The following is a 16197-nucleotide window of genomic DNA, read 5'->3' on the forward strand; positions in this document are numbered from 1 at the left end:
TTCGACTTCGGCTTCGCCTTCGACGTCACCTTCGCCTTCGACTTCGACGTCACCTTCGACTTCGGCTTGCGCTCCGCCGGGTTCCCGGCACGGGATCCCCGGCGGCGGGCGTGGCGGTCGAGTGCCGCGTCGTACTCGGCGCGGCGCAGCTTCTCCCCGGGCGCCTCGACCAGGCTGCGGCAGAAGTACGCGAGCAGCGAGCCGATGAAGCCGATGAACATCAGGCTCTGCATCGACCGCTCGGCGCCGCTGTCGGCGACCGGGCCCGGGCGGCGCACGAAGCCGTCCCAGGTGCGGCGGAAGGCCAGCGCGCTACAGATCGCGAAGCCAGCCACCACCAGGACGTTGACGAACGAGCCGACCGCGGCGATCTCCAGCCCCTGGACGGCGAACCGCAGCACCAGCGCGCCGGCCGCGGCGAGCACCAGTGAGCCCACCGCGACACCGGCCCGGCGCAGCGCGTAGCCGCCGTCGTGCTCGACCCAGGTGGTGCCGAAGAAACGGATCTCCTCCGGCGCCGGGCCGCTCGGGGCCGCCGTTCGCTGCGCGTCGCTCATGGCGTCGATTATCCCCGGGGGGCCGCCGGCCGTGCCGTGCGGCCGCCGCAGGGTCAGTTCATGCAGCTGGGCGCGACCATGCCGCTACTACCCGTGTGAACGTAGGAGTCGGAGACGTACTCGCCGGGCGCGATGTTGTCCCAGAGGTTGGAGGTGCCGTAGGGGCCGACGACCCACTGGCCGCGCGTCTGGCAGCGGATCTGCACCTGGGCGCCGGCCGGCAGCTGGCGGACCAGCGGGGTGTTGGTGCCGGGGCCCTGGCGGACGTTGACGCGGTAGCCGGGCGCGATGGGGTAGGCCGTCCGGCCGGCGAAGGCCGCGCCGAGCGCTGCCGGCGCCGCGTCGGTCACCGCGTCCGCCGCCCCGCTCGGGTCCGGCTCCGCCCCGGTGTCCGGCCCGGTGCTCCCCTGAAATTCCTGCGTGGTCATTTTCGTGTCCCCCCGTGTACTGGACGTGTTGCCAGGCGTACTGGATGGTTGCCCGCCGTGAGCGGGCCGTGCGAACTCCGGGCGTGCGTTCGACGCCCACGACGCGCACGCTAGCAAGCCTCACCCGTCCCGGACGTGCCATGGACTAGGCTCCGCGCGTCGCACCTGTGACCGAATGGCAGGGCGCTTCGCACGGGGAAGACACCGGGAAGACACCGGGGAAGACACGGGGGTGGAACGATGCCGCCGCTGCGCGATTCCGGGCTCGGCCCGGAAGCGGAGCGTCCGGAGTACGCCGGGCAATACCGCTTGGAAGCGCGGCTGGGCTCCGGGGGAATGGGCGTGGTCCATCTGGCCCGGTCCTCCTCCGGGCTGGTGCTCGCGGTCAAGGTCATCCACGCCGAATTCGCCCAGGACCCGGAGTTCCGGGGGCGGTTCCGGCAGGAGGTGGCCGCCGCCCGGCGGGTCAGCGGCGCCTTCACGGCCCCCGTCGTCGATGCCGATCCGGATGCCGAGCGGCCCTGGATGGCGACGCTCCACATCGCCGGTCCGACCCTTTCCGAGCATGTGAAGCGGAACGGCCCGCTGACCCCCGCCGAGGTGCGTCAGCTGGGCGCGGGCCTGGCCGAGGCGCTGCGCGACATCCACCGGGCCGGCGTGGTGCACCGCGACCTCAAGCCCAGCAACGTGCTGCTCGCCGCCGACGGCCCGAAGGTCATCGACTTCGGCATCTCCCGGCCGTCCGACAGCGAGATGCGCACCGAGACCGGGAAGTTGATCGGCACCCCACCGTTCATGGCCCCCGAGCAGTTCCAGCGGCCGCGCGAGGTCGGCCCGGCGGCGGACGTCTTCGCCCTGGGGTCGGTGCTGGTCCACGCCGCCACCGGGCGCGGCCCGTTCGACTCCGAGAGCCCGTACCTCGTCGCGTACCAGGTGGTGCACGACGACGCGGATCTGTCGGGCGTGCCGGACGAGCTCGCACCGCTCATCGAGAGCTGCCTGGCCAAGGATCCGGCGGACCGCCCGACGCCGGACGGGCTGCGGCAACTGCTGCGCACAGACGCGCCGATGACGCTGCCCGCCACCCGTCCGACCCGCGGTGAGGCGCTGCCGGAGACGGTCCCCGGCGCCCGGATACCCGCCCAACGGCAGCCGGTCCGCACCGAGCCCACGCCGCCGCGCGCCGAGACCACCCACGTCCGCGCCCGCACCCCGGACGTGTCGCGCACCCCGGACGTGTCGCGTACGCCGGATGCGTCCCGCGCCCCGGACGTGTCCCGTTCCGCCGCCGACCCGCCGGCTCCGCCGTCCGCTCCCGAGGACACCCCCGGAACCACCCCCGCGCCTCGAAGGGGCCGCCGCCGTCTCCTCTGGGCCGCCGCGGCCCTCGCCGTGGTCACCGGTGCCGTCGGCGGCACCTGGGCCCTCACCGGGGACTCCGACGCCCCGGCCCTCCAGACCCACGCCTCGCGCACCCCGCGTGTCGCCTTCCACCCCTGGCGCACCACGATCATCGAGCGCCCCGCCGGTCACGACGCCGAGATGCCGTACTGCACGGCCGGCGCCGATGCCGTCTTCTGCGGCCAGTCCGGCCTCCCGGCCGCCCGTCTCACCCCCGACGCCGGCAAGGTGACATGGCGTCACAAGGGTGCCCCCGCCGGCCGCGAGGCCGTCTCCCCCACCGCCCCCGTCCTCTCCGGCGGCCTCCTCTACGTCTTCACCGCCGACGGCAAGCGCTTGCAGGCCCTCGACCCGTCGCCGCACGGCAACGGCGCCCTCCGCTGGAGCCTGGACGTCTCCCCCTACGAGGGCGGCGCCGCCGTGCTCGCCGACCGCATCCTCCTCACCGCCGCCGACGGCACGGTCACCGCCCTGGACACCACCACGCACCAACAACGCTGGCGCAAGCGCTTCCCCGGCCACCGCCTCCCCCGCTTCACCACCTACGGCGACGCGCACACCGCCTACGCCGCCGAAACCCTCACCACCGATCCCACCCCCACCACCCAACTCACCGCCATCAACCCGGCCGACGGCTCGGTCCACTGGTCCCACCAGCTCCCCGGCACGCTCACCCTGGCCGGCCCCACCACGTCCGGCGCCCTCTTCCTCACCGTCGGCGAACCCACCTACGACGGCTTCGTCTCCGGCGTCCTCCGCTACGACCCGGCCACCCACCGGACCCGGAAACTCCGGCTGGCCGCACCGCTGCCCGGGGTGGCCGCCACCGTCCAGGGCGAAACCGTCTACCTCCTCGCCGAGGGCGGCGCCCTCCAGGCCGTCGGCGAACGCACCTGGGACACCGAGACCTCGGTCAGCCGCGGCTCGGCCCCCGTCGTCAGCGGCAACCGCCTCTACTTCACCGCCGCCGACGGCCGCCTCATCGCCGTCGACACCACCACCGGCGCCCTCCTCGGCCAGACCCCGCCGCGCCTGGCCGCCACCCGCCACAACGGCTTCCTCCAGGCCGTCCCCGCCCCCACCCTGGACACCGCCCACGGCCGCATCTACGCCGCCTCCCCCGACGGCACGGTCTTCGGCGTGGCGACGACCGACCCGGGCCGGTGGTGAGGGCGCCGCGCCCCGGCGCGGTCAGACGGGCCGCGCGCTGTGCCGGTTGAGTTCCGCGACGTGGTCGCTCAGGGCGGCGGACACCGCGACCGGCTCGATGTCCTCGGGAGCCACGTCCCACTCCACCCCGCCGCCCAGCGGCCGGAGTTGGAAACACGCTCCCTCGTGGTCCATGACCCGTCCGACCCGGTCCCGCAGCCGGTCCCGCACGATCTCGCCCTTCGCCGGGTCGTGGGCGCTCATGACCGCGCACCCCCGTCCCCGATGACAGCGGCCAACTCCCGCGCGGTCTGCGGGTTGCAGCGCCCCAACTCGATGAGCGGGCGCCGCGCTTGACCGCAGTACGTCACCAGGTCGAGCCCGAGCGACGGCAACACGATGCCGTTCCGCTTCAACGCGGCGACCAACTCGTCGAGCGCCGCTTCGGCCTCGGCGACGTTCTCCTTCGTCATGGGGTGCTCCCTCTGCCGTTTCCGTACCTGACGTACCGGAACGCAACTACTGTGTGTATTCCGGCCATTACAAGAATGGGCCTGGAGTTGGGCGCGGATGCCGATTGCGGACTGTAGTTCCGCGCCCGGGTCGTTAGTTCCACACCTTCCACGCAGGAGGTCGCCATGCCGCCGAGAAGGGTCGTCACCGGACGGAGTTCGGAACCGCGCCGCCGGTTCGCGGAGGAACTGCGATTACTGCGCACACAGAAGGGCGACAGCCTGCGAAAGCTGGGCGAAGTCCTCGGCTGGGACGCATCCCTCTTCGGCAAGATGGAGAGCGGCAAGACGCTGGGGAGCCCGGAGGTCGTCGAGGCTCTGGGCCAGCACTATGGAGCGGGGCGCTGGCTCCTGACGCTCTGGGAGTTGGCGGTCGGAGACCCGACGCAATTCAAGGAGCAATACCGGCGGTACATGACCTTGGAGGCCGAGGCAGTGAGTCTGTGGCAGTACTCCGTGAGCGCCCCGCCGGGGCTGCTGCAGACGTCGGGGTACGCACGCGAAGCGCTCATGGCGGGCGGGAGCAAAGGCCAGGAGCTGAACCAGCAGGTCGAAGCGCGCGTCGGGCGGCGGGAGCTGCTGGAGGGCGAGGAGGCACCGCCGTTCCGGGTCATTCTTTCCGAGGCCGTGCTGCGCACGTCGCTACGCGACGCCTACGAGTGGCGGGCGCAGTTGGAGCACCTAGCGGAGGCGGCGGAATGTCCGAACATCACGCTCCACGTCCTGCCGTTCAGGGCCGGCCCCCATGGCCTGATGAGCACGGACACGATGTTCCTGCGGTTGCTGAACGGCAGCACCGTGGCGTACACGGAGACCGACGTACGTGGTGAACTGATCGAGGAACCAAGCCGGGTTGAGCGGCTGCAACGCACCTATGATGCGGTACGCGACCTGGCGTTGCCCCCGGCCGAGTCGCGGAAGTTCATCATGCAGATGTTGGAGGAAGTGCCGTGCGATCCATCGATCTGAGCACTGTCACGTGGCGCAAGTCCAGCTACAGCAACACAGACGGCGGCAACTGCATCGAGGTCTCCCACGACCTCCTGGCCAACGCCACCTGGCGCAAGTCCAGCTACAGCAACCAAGACGGCGGCCAGTGCATCGAGGTGGCCGACAACGTCCCCGCCCTCATCCCCGTCCGCGACAGCAAGACCCCCCACGCCCCCGCCCTCACCTTCGAAGTCGCCGCCTGGGGTGCGTTCGTCGCCGCCGTCAAGAACGAGCGGCTGCCCGGCGCCTGACGACCGGCCCGCGCAGCGCAAACGCACTGGCCGCCCCCGACGCGAGCGCGGGGGCGGCCGGTGCGTTGTGACTGGGGGGCTCAGCCCAGCTTGCTCACGTCTCGCACGGCGCCCTTGTCCGCGCTGGTCGCCATCGCGGCGTAGGCGCGCAGGGCCGCCGAGACCTTCCGTTCGCGCTGCTTCGGGGCGTAGACGCCGCCCAGGGCCTCCCGGCGGGCGGCCAACTCCTCGTCGCTGACCAGGAGTTCGATCGTGCGGTGGGGGATGTCGATGCGGATGCGGTCGCCGTCCTCGACGAGGGCGATGGCGCCGCCGGAGGCCGCCTCGGGGGAGGCGTGGCCGATGGAGAGGCCCGAGGTGCCGCCGGAGAAGCGGCCGTCGGTGACCAGGGCGCATGCCTTGCCCAGGCCGCGGCCCTTCAGGAACGACGTCGGGTAGAGCATTTCCTGCATGCCGGGGCCGCCCTTGGGGCCCTCGTAGCGGATGACGACGACGTCGCCTTCCTTGATCTGCTTGGCGAGGATCTTGTCGACGGCCTCGTCCTGCGATTCGCAGACGACGGCCGGGCCCTCGAAGGTCCAGATGGACTCGTCGACGCCGGCGGTCTTCACCACGCAGCCGTCGACGGCCAGGTTGCCCTTGAGGACGGCCAGGCCGCCGTCCTTGGAGTAGGCGTGCTCGACGGAGTGGATGCAGCCGCCCTCGGCGTCCACGTCCAGGGTCTCCCAGCGCTCGGACTGGGAGAAGGCGGTGGCCGAGCGCTGGCAGCCGGGGGCGGCGTGCCACAGCTCGACGGCCTCGGCGGACGGTGAACCGCCGCGCACGTCCCAGGTCTTGATCCACTCGGCGAGGGTGGCGGAGTGGACCGAGTGGACGTCCTCGTTGAGCATGCCGCCGCGGTACAGCTCGCCGAGGATGGCGGGGATGCCGCCGGCGCGGTGCACGTCCTCCATGTAGTACGTGCCGCCGGGGGCGACGTTCGGGGCGACCTTGGCGAGGCACGGGACGCGGCGGGAGACCGCGTCGATGTCCTTGAGGTCGTAGTCGAGGTCGGCTTCCTGGGCGGCGGCCAGCAGGTGCAGGATCGTGTTGGTCGAGCCGCCCATGGCGATGTCGAGGGCCATGGCGTTCTCGAAGGCGGCGCGGGTGGCGATGTTGCGCGGCAGGACGGACTCGTCGCCGTCCTCGTAGTAGCGCTTGGTGATCTCGACGACCGTGCGGCCGGCGCTCTCGTAGAGGTCGCGGCGAGCGGTGTGAGTGGCGAGGACCGTGCCGTTGCCCGGCAGGGAGAGGCCGATCGCCTCGGTCAGGCAGTTCATGGAGTTGGCGGTGAACATGCCCGAACAGGAACCGCAGGTCGGGCAGGCGTTCTCCTCGATCCGCAGCACGTCCGCGTCGGAGACGCTCTCGTTGGCGGCGTCCACCATCGCGTCGATCAGGTCGAGCTTGCGGACCGTGCCGTCGACGAGGGTGGCCTGGCCGGCCTCCATGGGGCCGCCGGAGACGAAGACCACCGGGATGTTGAGGCGCATCGCGGCCATCAGCATGCCGGGGGTGATCTTGTCGCAGTTGGAGATGCAGATCAGCGCGTCGGCGCAGTGCGCCTCGACCATGTACTCGACCGAGTCCGCGATCAGGTCGCGGGACGGGAGGGAGTACAGCATGCCGCCGTGGCCCATCGCGATGCCGTCGTCGACGGCGATGGTGTTGAACTCGCGGGGGACGGCGCCGGCGGCGCGGATGGCGTCGGAGACGATCCGGCCGACCGGGGCGAGGTGGGTGTGGCCGGGCACGAACTCCGTGAAGGAGTTGGCGACCGCGATGATCGGCTTACCGATGTCCTCGCTCGCTACGCCCGAGGCCCGCATAAGGGCGCGGGCGCCCGCCATGTTGCGGCCATGGGTAACGGTGCGGGACCTCAGCTCGGGCACGATGGTCACTCCCTCGGGAAACGGATGTCGGCGCGACGCCGTACGGCGGGTACGGCGGGCCATACAGCAGCTGATCCCGAGATTACGCTCTTGATCCAAGATCCGGACACTGTCTCCGGTATGTGAGATGGCTGACCGGAGTGCGGACGGGCCGGGCCCGGCACGGGAGCGGGGTGCCGCGGGTACCGGGTCGGCTACTTGCCGGGGACCCAGGTCGGGGACGCCAGGTGGAGGCGGGTGAAGGCCAGCGCCTCGGCCAGGTCGGCCTCGCGTTCGGCGGCGGACATCGCCCGGCGGGTGTTGACCTCGACGACCACGTGACCGTCGAAGCCGCTGGCGGCCAGCCGCTCCAGCAGCTCGCCGCAGGGCTGGCTGCCGCGGCCCGGCACCAGGTGCTCGTCCTTGGCGGAGCCGTTGCCGTCGGCGAGGTGGATGTGAGCCAGGCGGTCGCCCATCCGCGCGACCATGGCCATCGCGTCGTGGCGGGCGGTGGCGGTGTGCGAGAGGTCGACGGTGAAGTGCCGGTAGTCGTCGTTGGTGGGGTCCCAGTCGGGGGCGTAGGCGAGCATCTCGCGGTCGCGGTAGCGCCAGGGGTACATGTTCTCCACCGCGAACCGGACGTCGGTCTCGCTCTCCATCCGCCAGATGCCGCGGACGAACTCCCGGGCATAGCCGCGCTGCCAGCGGAACGGCGGGTGGACCACGACCGTCGAGGCGCCCAGCTTCTCGGCCGCGGTGCGGGCGCGCTGGAGCTTGACCCACGGGTCGGTGGACCAGACCCGCTGGGTGATCAGGAGGCAGGGCGCGTGGATGGCCAGCACCGGCACGCCGTGGTAGTCGGAGAGCCGGCGCAGCGCCTCTATGTCCTGGCTGACCGGGTCGGTCCACACCATGACCTCGACGCCGTCGTAGCCCAGGCGCGCGGCGATCTCGAAGGCCGTCGCCGTCGACTCCGGATACACCGAAGCCGTGGACAGCGCGACCTTCGCATCGGGGATGCGCACCACTGGCTCTGTCACGAGGGACAGCGTACGGGCCGGGGCACTGCACGCGGCAGGAGATCGGGGGCGCCGCGGCCGCCCGATGGGATGGCTGTGACGGGGGAGGACCGCTAGGACCTGTGGGGTGCGGCCGTTCCCGGGGGCGCGGTGTGATCTCCGCCGCATTCCGGGAGCGGGCCACGGTGCGGGCCACCGGACCGGACGCCGGACGCCGGCCGTGGCCCGCCCCGTGACCGGGCCTACGCGCCGCCGCCCTCCCGCGCCGGCAGGTGGTCCAGCCGCCGCAGGATGACGCCCTCGCGCAGCGCCCACGGGCAGATCTCCAGGGTCTCCACCCCGAACAGGTCCATCGCCGCCTCGGCCACCAGCGCCCCGGCCAGTAGCTGCCGCGAGCGCCCCTCGGACACCCCGGGCAGCGCGGCCCGTTCCCGGGAGCTCATCTGGGCCAGCCGCGGCACCCACTCCTCCAGCTTCTTGCGGTCCAGCTCGCGCTGGACGTACAGCCCCTCGGCGGAGCGCGCCGCGCCCGCGATCCGGGCCAGCGCCTTGAAGGTCTTGGAGGTCCCGACGATCTGGTCGGGGGTGCCGTAGCGGGCGAAGTCGCTCACCACGCGGGCGATCCCGGCGCGCACCTGGCGGCGCAGCGCCCGGACGTCCTCCGGGGCCGGCGGGTCGGCCCGCAGCCCGCTGCCGGTCAGCCGGCCCGCGCCGTACGGCAGGGAGACCCCCACGTCCGGGTCCTCGTCCAGGCCGTAGGCGATCTCCAGCGAGCCGCCGCCGATGTCCAGGACCAGCAGCCGGCCGGCCGACCAGCCCAGCCAGCGGCGGGCGGCGAGGAACGTCAGTCGCGCCTCGTCCTCACCGGAGAGCACCTGGAGGGTGACCCCGGTCTCCTCGGTGAGGTGGCGCAGCACCTCCTCGCCGTTGGTGGCCTCGCGGATCGCGGAGGTGGCGAACGGGACCACGTCCTCGACGCCCTTGTCCTCGGCGACCTGCATCGCTTCCCGGATGGTGACGACCAGGCGGTGGACACCGGCCTCGCTTATGGCGCCGTCGTCGTCGAGGAGTTCGGCCAGGCGCAGTTCCGCCTTGTGCGAGTAGGCGGGCAACGGGCGCGCGCCGGGGTGTGCGTCCACCACCAGGAGGTGGACGGTATTCGAACCCACATCGAGGACACCGAGTCTCATACGTGGAAACCTACTGCCGCGACGGGAGACACTCGGCGCCGGCCGTACGCTGGACCCGTGGCAAAGACGAAACAGGCGAAGCACGAAAAAGCCCTGAAGAAGGAAGAAAAGCGGCGCGCCAAGGCCGCTGCGGCCGCGCAGCCCGGTGCGCAGTCCGGCGACGGGGCCACGGCCGACGAGGTCGGCCTCGACTTCGCCCGCGCCTGGGTCACCTTCCCCGACCCCGGCGACGACGAGCAGCTCTTCCGCTGCGACCTGACCTGGCTGACCTCCCGTTGGACGTGCATCTTCGGCAGCGGCTGCCAGGGCATCCAGGCCGGCCGCGCGGACGACGGCTGCTGCACGCTCGGCGCGCACTTCTCCGACGAGGAGGACGAGGAGCGGGTCGCCGAGCACGTGGAGCGGCTCACCCCCGACCTGTGGCAGTTCCACGACGTCGGCACCAACACCGGGTGGATCGAGGAGGACGAGGACGGCGATCGGCAGACCCGCCGCTGGCAGGGCTCCTGCATCTTCCAGAACCGCCCGGGCTTCAAGGGCGGCGCCGGCTGCTCGCTGCACATCCTCGCGCTCCGCGAGGGCCGCGAGCCGCTGGAGACCAAGCCGGACGTCTGCTGGCAGCTGCCGGTCCGGCGCACCTACGACTGGATCGACCGGCCGGACGACACCCAGATCCTCCAGGTCACCATCGGCGAGTACGACCGCCGCGGCTGGGGCTCCGGCGGTCACGACCTGCACTGGTGGTGCACCTCCGCGACCTCCGCGCACGGCTCCGGCGACCCGGTCTACGTGACGTACCGGCCGGAGCTGACCGAGCTGATGGGCAAGGCCGGCTACGCCAAGCTCGTCGAGCTGTGCGAGCAGCGGCTGGCGTCACTGCTGCCGTTGGCGCCGCACCCGGCCGACCCGAAGCCGCCGGCCGCCGGCCCGAAGTAGCCGGCGGCGGCCCGGCCCGCCGACTCAGCGCGGCGGGCGGGTGGTGTGTGACGGGCGGGGCGCGGGTGACGGCGTCGGCGGCGGGGTGGGCTCCGTGGTCGGCGCCGGGCTCCCGGTGGGGCTGGTGGGAGTGGGCGTCGGGGACGGCGCCGGATGCGTCGGGGCGGGCCGGGTCGGACGCGGCGACGGGTGCGTGGGCGCCGGGCTCGGACCGTCGGACGACGGGACGCCCGGCCCCGGAGCGGGCGCGGTCGCACCGTGCCCCTTCAGGGCGACGACGGTGCCGCCGGGCTCGATGGCAATCTTGGACCGCCAGTAGCCCTCAGGTTCCCGGTCGCGGTCCACGTAGACCGTGATCCGCGCGGTCTGGCCTGGTTGCAGCTCGCCCGCGGTGTGGCTCATCTGGAGCCAGGGCGCGCCGGCCGACGCCCGCCAGCGCACCGGCGTGCCGCCGGAGGCGCGGATCGTGATGACCGTGGTGTCCTCGGCCGGCTGCGCGTCGACCGTCAGCCGGCCCGGCCCCTTCTCCTCCCGGCCGCCGGGCGGCGTCGGGCCGGCCTCCGGGCCCTGCACCGCGACCGAGACGTCTGACGCGCCATCACCCACCGGGATCTTGGGGCGCGGGGACGTCGGTCGGGCGTTGCCCGCGTTCTCGTACGGGCGGCCGTCGAGCCGGGCGCCGGTCAGCCCCCCCTCGGCCTCGTGGGCCGCCACCGTCGGCAGGACGTCCGTCGCGCTGGTCTCCGGGGCGCTGCGGTACGCCGCCCACAGGGCGAGCACCGGGGCCACCAGCACGGTCGCCACGACGGTGGTGGTCAGCGCCCGGTGGCGCCGCCGCCGGCGGCGCGCGGACCGGTCGGTGGGGGCGACCGGGAATCCCCTGCGGTCATAGCGTGGAGAACCGTTTGCTCCACCGCTCCGGCCGGCCGGAGCGGCAGTGGCCCCCGGCATCCCCGCGGCCCGCCCCGACCGAGACGTCCGGGCCGCCGCCAGCGCCGCGCACACCGCCGCCCGATCCGCGGTGACCAGCGGCAACGCGCCCTGGTCGGCGGGTGCGGTGCCCGGCCACGGGCCCGCGGCGGTGGCCCGCTCGGCGGTCCGCCGGCACTCCGCGCAGTCGTCGACGTGCCGCACCAGCTCCCGGCGGAGCGCCGCCCCCAGCAGCATCTGGCTGTCCCCGGCCAGCCGGGCGACGTCCGGACATCGCCCGAACTCGACCACCGCCAGCGCCGCCCGGGTCCGCTCCACCTCGCAGCACGCGACGGCCAGCAGGGTGCGGGTGGCGGCCGGCTCGGCGCCGGTCACCGCGGCGATCTCCTCCGGCGCGAGCCGGTGGCGCACCGACAGCTCCAGCACCTCGCGCTGTTCGGGAGTGGTGCCGGCCGCCTCCGGCCAGGCCAGCGCGGCGAGTTCGCGTTGCCGGGCCGGCGTCCGCCCGGAGTCGGGCGGGCCGACGGCGTCCGGGGCGGCCTGCTCGGCGAGCCGGCGCAGGCACGCCCAGCGGACCAGGGCGTAGAGCCAGGGGCGGAAGAGGTCGGGGTCGCCGGGGCGGCGGCCGTGCTGGCGCTCGGCGAGCGCGAGGGTCTCGCCGAGGACCACGGCCGCCGCGTCGTGCTCGCACAGCACGGACAGGCAGTAGGTGAACAACCCGTCCAGATGGGGCTCGTAGCGGTCCTGGTGGTCGGGGCGGCCGGGCCGCCCGTCGGTCTGCGGCCGGTGCCCACGCGGCGCGGCGGTGCGCGACCGGAGTGCGCCGGTGGTGTGCCTAGGGTGCTCGGGCCTGCTGCTCATCACCCCGGCGACGGTAGGCGGATGATGCAGCCGCTCCTGTGCAGCAGGGTCACTTTTAACCCGTACGGGTGACCATCTCCCTCAAAAGGGGACACAAATCTGCTAGATGCCCGTCATCTGCGCGCAGCGCACGCCACCCGGTCGGCGCAACTACCGCCACGGGGGTCCCCTGCTCGTCGAGAAGCCGCGGGACGCCCGACTGTCACACCCCGCCGCTACGGTGGCGTCATGGCAACTCGTAAAACGTCGGCCAAGGAGCGCCCCTCATACCGCTGCACGGAGTGCGGCTGGACCACCGCCAAGTGGCTCGGCCGCTGCCCGGAGTGCCAGGCGTGGGGCACAGTCGAGGAGTTCGGCGGCGCCCCCGCGGTGCGCACCACCGCGCCCGGCCGGGTCACCACCGCCGCGGTGCCCATCGGCCAGGTCGACGGCAAGCAGGCCACCGCCCGCACCACCGGCGTGCCCGAGCTGGACCGCGTCCTGGGCGGCGGGCTGGTCCCCGGCGCGGTGGTGCTGCTGGCCGGCGAGCCCGGCGTCGGCAAGTCCACCCTCCTCCTGGACGTCGCCGCCAAGGCCGCCTCCGCCGAGCACCGCACGCTCTACGTGACCGGCGAGGAGTCCGCCAGCCAGGTCCGGCTGCGCGCCGACCGCATCGGCGCCCTCGACGAGGACCTCTATCTGGCCGCCGAGACCGACCTCTCCGCCGTCCTCGGCCATCTGGACAGCGTCAAGCCCTCGCTGCTGATCCTGGACTCCGTGCAGACCGTCGCCTCCCCCGAGATCGACGGCGCCCCCGGCGGCATGGCCCAGGTCCGCGAGGTCGCCGGCGCCCTGATCCGGGCCTCCAAGGAGCGCGGCATGTCCACCCTCCTGGTCGGCCACGTCACCAAGGACGGCGCCATCGCCGGCCCCCGCCTGCTGGAGCACCTGGTCGACGTCGTCCTCCACTTCGAGGGCGACCGGCACGCCCGCCTCCGCCTGGTCCGCGGCGTGAAGAACCGCTACGGCACCACCGACGAGGTCGGCTGCTTCGAGCTGCACGACGAGGGCATCACCGGCCTCGCCGACCCCTCCGGCCTCTTCCTGACCCGCCGCGCCGAGCCGGTGCCCGGTACGTGCCTGACGGTCACCCTGGAGGGCCGCCGCCCCCTGGTCGCCGAGGTCCAGGCGCTGACCGTCGACTCCCAGATCCCCTCCCCCCGGCGCACCACCTCCGGCCTGGAGACCTCCCGGGTCTCGATGATGCTCGCCGTCCTGGAGCAACGCGGCCGGATCAGCGCCCTCGGCAAGCGCGACATCTACAGCGCCACGGTCGGCGGGGTGAAGCTCAGCGAGCCGGCCGCCGACCTCGCGGTCGCCCTCGCCCTGGCCAGCGCCGCCAGCGACACCCCGCTGCCCAAGAACCTCGTCGCCATCGGCGAGGTCGGGCTGGCCGGCGAGGTCCGGCGGGTCACCGGCGTCCAGCGCCGCCTGTCGGAGGCCGCCCGGCTCGGCTTCACACACGCCCTGGTCCCCTCCGACCCCGGCAAGATCCCCGACGGGATGCGGGTCCTGGAGGTCGCCGACATCGGCCAGGCACTCTCAGTGCTGCCCAAGCGGGTCCGCCGGGAGGCCCCGCGGGAGGAGGAAGCGCGCCGGTAGACTTTGCCCCGGTCTCGCCCGTCACCGCCGTCCCACCGCCGGCTGCGTAGCTCCCGGATACCCTCCTCTGGTACGCACCGCGGCACCGGCCGGGCGGCCCGGACCGACAGACCATGCGACGGAGGAGTGCAGTGGCAGCGAACGACCGGGCGTCGTCTCCCGGCAGGTCCGGAGGAAGCTCCGGCACCGAGAGCCTGATGCGCGCCACGCTGAGCGCCGTCGCGCCCGGTACGGCCCTGCGCGACGGTCTGGAGCGCATCCTTCGGGGCAACACGGGCGGCCTGATCGTCCTCGGCTTCGACAAGACCGTCGAGTCGATGTGCACCGGCGGCTTCGTGCTGGACGTCGAGTTCACCGCCACCCGCCTGCGCGAGCTGTGCAAGCTCGACGGCGCGCTGGTCCTCGACAAGGACATCACCAAGATCCTGCGGGCCGGTGTCCAGCTGGTGCCGGACGCCTCCATCCCCACCGAGGAGACCGGCACCCGCCACCGCACCGCCCAGCGGGTCTCCATCCAGACCAGCTTCCCGGTGGTCTCGGTCAGCCAGTCCATGCGCCTGATCGCGCTCTACGTGGACGGCGAGCGGCGCGTACTGGAGGAGTCCGCGGCGATCCTCTCCCGCGCCAACCAGGCGCTGGCCACCCTGGAGCGCTACAAGCTCCGCCTCGACGAGGTCGCCGGCACCCTCTCCGCCCTGGAGATCGAGGACCTGGTCACGGTCCGCGATGTGTCCGCGGTCGCCCAGCGCCTGGAGATGGTCCGCCGGATCGCCACCGAGATCGCCGAGTACGTCGTCGAACTGGGCACCGACGGCCGCCTGCTGGCCCTCCAGCTCGAAGAGCTGATCGCCGGCGTGGAGCCGGAGCGCGAGTTGGTCGCCCGGGACTACGTCCCCGAGCCCACCGCCAAGCGCTCCCGCACGGTCGCCGAGGCGCTGGCCGAGCTGGACGCCCTCAGCCATACCGAGCTACTCGAACTCCCCATAGTGGCCCGCGCGTTGGGCTACAGCGGCGCCCCCGAGACGCTGGACTCGGCGGTCTCGCCGCGCGGCTTCCGCCTGCTGGCCAAGGTCCCCCGCCTCCCCGGCGCGGTCATCGACCGCCTGGTCGACCACTTCGGCGGTCTCCAGAAGCTCCTCGCCGCCAGCGTCGACGACCTCCAGGCCGTCGAGGGCGTCGGCGAGGCCCGCGCCCGCTCGGTCCGCGAGGGCCTCTCCCGCCTGGCGGAGTCGTCGATCCTGGAACGGTACGTCTGAGGGGCTTAGGTCTGCGGGGACTTAGGTCTGCGGGGCGTACGTCCGGGGGGCGTACGCCTTCAGGCCGCCCGCCGCCAGGCCGCCACCGCCAGACTGCCTACCGCAGCAACACCGCCGCCTCCTTCTCCGCCGGCAGCCCCAGCGCCGGCCGGTCCGGGCGCTGCGGGGCCACCCCGCCGATGCGGCCGAGCCACTCCCAGGTGTCCGCCACCGTCTCGCCGACCGGCCGGCAGCGCAGCCCGGCCGCCACCGCCTTGGTGACGTCGCCGCCGTGCATCACGTCGTGTACCTCGCCCGGCGGCAGCCAGATCGGCAGCTCCATCCACGGCTCGATGTCCGCCGCGAGCACGTCCGCCGGCTCCGTCCACCGCAGTTCCGCCGACGAACCGGTGACCCGCACGCAGCTCTCCAGCAGCTCGCCCATCGTGGTGTGCCCCGGCTCGCTCACCAGGTTGTACGCGCCGGACCGGCCGTCCCGTACGGCGTCCAGGGTCCACTCCGCGAGGTCGCGGGCGTCGATGTACTGCAACGGCAGGTCGTGCGGCCCCGGCGCGAGGACCGGTCCGCCGCGGGCGATCCGGGTCAGCCACCACGGCAGCCGCCCGATGTTCTCGTACGGGCCGAGGATCAGGCCGGCGCGGACCAGCAGCGTGCGGTCGTCCCCGAACGCGTCGAGCGCGGCGAGTTCGCCGCCCCGTTTGGCCCGCGCGTAGTCGTCGGCGTCGGTGGCGGCCGGGTCGGCGCCCGTCACCAGCGGCGCCGTCTCGCTGATCCGCTGGGTGGGCGGGTAGGCGTACACCGAACCGGTGGAGACGTACGCGTACGTCTCCACCCGGTCGGCCAGCAGTCGGGCCGCGTCCCGGACCGCGACCGGCGCGGCGCTCCAGGTGTCCACGACGGCGTCCCACCCGCCGTCCTCCAGGGCGGCCAGTCCGCCCGCCGCCAGCCGGTCGCCGTGGAGCACGGTGACCCCCTCGGGTGCCGCGTGCCGTCCCCGGTGGAAGACCGTGACGTCCCAGTCCCGGGCCAGCGCCGCCTCGGCCACCGCCCGCCCTACGAACTCCGTACCGCCCAGAATCAGAAGCTTCATGGCGGGGACTGTGCCCGAGCGGCCCGGCCGCCACCACCGGTGCACGCTCTGAGCGGATCCCCTACGGGCGGAACTT

General features: G+C 73.3%; 14 protein-coding genes and 1 pseudogene. 6 read left to right on the top strand and 9 right to left on the bottom strand.

What is annotated here, in order from left to right:
* Positions 1-53: 53 nt before the first annotated feature.
* Together ACO0M4_RS40625 and ACO0M4_RS40630 are read right to left on the bottom strand one after the other, a co-directional pair.
* Positions 54-557, bottom strand: a pseudogene (locus ACO0M4_RS40625) (hypothetical protein); the annotation flags it as partial.
* 53 nt (positions 558-610) lie between these two features.
* On the bottom strand, positions 611-985 hold the full coding sequence (locus tag ACO0M4_RS40630; protein WP_430376302.1) for an SH3 domain-containing protein: 375 nt from the start codon (positions 983-985) through the stop codon (positions 611-613).
* Positions 986-1225: 240 nt separating this feature from the next.
* Between ACO0M4_RS40630 and ACO0M4_RS40635 the strand changes: the two genes are divergently transcribed.
* Positions 1226-3556 carry a protein kinase domain-containing protein gene (locus ACO0M4_RS40635; RefSeq protein WP_430376303.1) on the top strand — a complete coding sequence of 777 codons (2331 nt, stop codon included), beginning with the start codon at positions 1226-1228 and terminating at the stop codon, positions 3554-3556.
* A 21-nt stretch (positions 3557-3577) separates the two neighbouring features.
* On the opposite strand, the gene ACO0M4_RS40640 is transcribed toward ACO0M4_RS40635, so the two are convergent.
* Positions 3578-3799, bottom strand: coding sequence for a hypothetical protein (locus tag ACO0M4_RS40640; protein WP_430376304.1), 222 nt, complete (start codon positions 3797-3799; stop codon positions 3578-3580).
* Positions 3796-4008 carry a hypothetical protein gene (locus ACO0M4_RS40645; RefSeq protein ID WP_430376305.1) on the bottom strand — a complete coding sequence of 71 codons (213 nt, stop codon included), beginning with the start codon at positions 4006-4008 and terminating at the stop codon, positions 3796-3798. Before ACO0M4_RS40645 ends, ACO0M4_RS40640 begins: the two co-directional genes overlap by 4 nt.
* Positions 4009-4173: 165 nt before the next feature.
* Here ACO0M4_RS40645 and ACO0M4_RS40650 point away from each other — a divergent pair, with 165 nt between their 5' ends.
* Positions 4174-5016 (top strand): helix-turn-helix domain-containing protein, encoded by an 843-nt coding sequence (locus tag ACO0M4_RS40650; protein WP_430376306.1) that lies wholly within the window; start codon positions 4174-4176, stop codon positions 5014-5016.
* On the top strand, positions 4998-5288 hold the full coding sequence (locus tag ACO0M4_RS40655) for a DUF397 domain-containing protein (protein ID WP_430376307.1): 291 nt from the start codon (positions 4998-5000) through the stop codon (positions 5286-5288). Before ACO0M4_RS40650 ends, ACO0M4_RS40655 begins: the two co-directional genes overlap by 19 nt.
* An 80-nt stretch (positions 5289-5368) precedes the next feature.
* Here ACO0M4_RS40655 and ilvD read toward each other — a convergent pair whose 3' ends face one another.
* The 3 genes from ilvD to ACO0M4_RS40670 form a co-directional block, all read right to left on the bottom strand.
* Positions 5369-7219: a dihydroxy-acid dehydratase gene (ilvD, locus tag ACO0M4_RS40660; protein WP_430376308.1), complete on the bottom strand. Its 1851-nt coding sequence runs from the start codon at positions 7217-7219 to the stop codon at positions 5369-5371.
* A 194-nt stretch (positions 7220-7413) separates the two neighbouring features.
* Positions 7414-8238, bottom strand: coding sequence for a sugar phosphate isomerase/epimerase family protein (locus ACO0M4_RS40665; protein WP_430376309.1), 825 nt, complete (start codon positions 8236-8238; stop codon positions 7414-7416).
* Positions 8239-8459: 221 nt separating this feature from the next.
* Positions 8460-9407, bottom strand: coding sequence for a Ppx/GppA family phosphatase (locus ACO0M4_RS40670; RefSeq protein ID WP_430376310.1), 948 nt, complete (start codon positions 9405-9407; stop codon positions 8460-8462).
* A 57-nt stretch (positions 9408-9464) separates the two neighbouring features.
* On the opposite strand from ACO0M4_RS40670, the gene ACO0M4_RS40675 reads away from it, so the two are divergent.
* Positions 9465-10343 carry a hypothetical protein gene (locus tag ACO0M4_RS40675; RefSeq protein WP_430376311.1) on the top strand — a complete coding sequence of 293 codons (879 nt, stop codon included), beginning with the start codon at positions 9465-9467 and terminating at the stop codon, positions 10341-10343.
* Between the two features lie 24 nt (positions 10344-10367).
* Here the strand turns inward: ACO0M4_RS40675 and ACO0M4_RS40680 are convergent, their stop codons facing one another.
* Positions 10368-12134: a BACON domain-containing protein gene (locus ACO0M4_RS40680; protein WP_430376312.1), complete on the bottom strand. Its 1767-nt coding sequence runs from the start codon at positions 12132-12134 to the stop codon at positions 10368-10370.
* A 228-nt stretch (positions 12135-12362) separates the two neighbouring features.
* Between ACO0M4_RS40680 and radA the strand changes: the two genes are divergently transcribed.
* Together radA and disA are read left to right on the top strand one after the other, a co-directional pair.
* Positions 12363-13775, top strand: coding sequence for a DNA repair protein RadA (radA, locus tag ACO0M4_RS40685; RefSeq protein WP_430376313.1), 1413 nt, complete (start codon positions 12363-12365; stop codon positions 13773-13775).
* Between the two features lie 131 nt (positions 13776-13906).
* Entirely contained in the window at positions 13907-15031 is a 1125-nt protein-coding gene (disA, locus tag ACO0M4_RS40690) for a DNA integrity scanning diadenylate cyclase DisA (protein ID WP_430376314.1), read from the top strand.
* A gap of 97 nt (positions 15032-15128) precedes the next feature.
* Here the strand turns inward: disA and ACO0M4_RS40695 are convergent, their stop codons facing one another.
* Complete coding sequence (locus tag ACO0M4_RS40695) at positions 15129-16121, bottom strand: NAD-dependent epimerase/dehydratase family protein (protein ID WP_430376315.1); 993 nt, start codon at positions 16119-16121, stop codon at positions 15129-15131.
* Positions 16122-16197: the final 76 nt, after the last annotated feature.

This window comes from Streptomyces sp. RGM 3693 (genome assembly GCF_050471125.1).
Classification (GTDB): Bacteria; Actinomycetota; Actinomycetes; order Streptomycetales; family Streptomycetaceae; genus Streptomyces.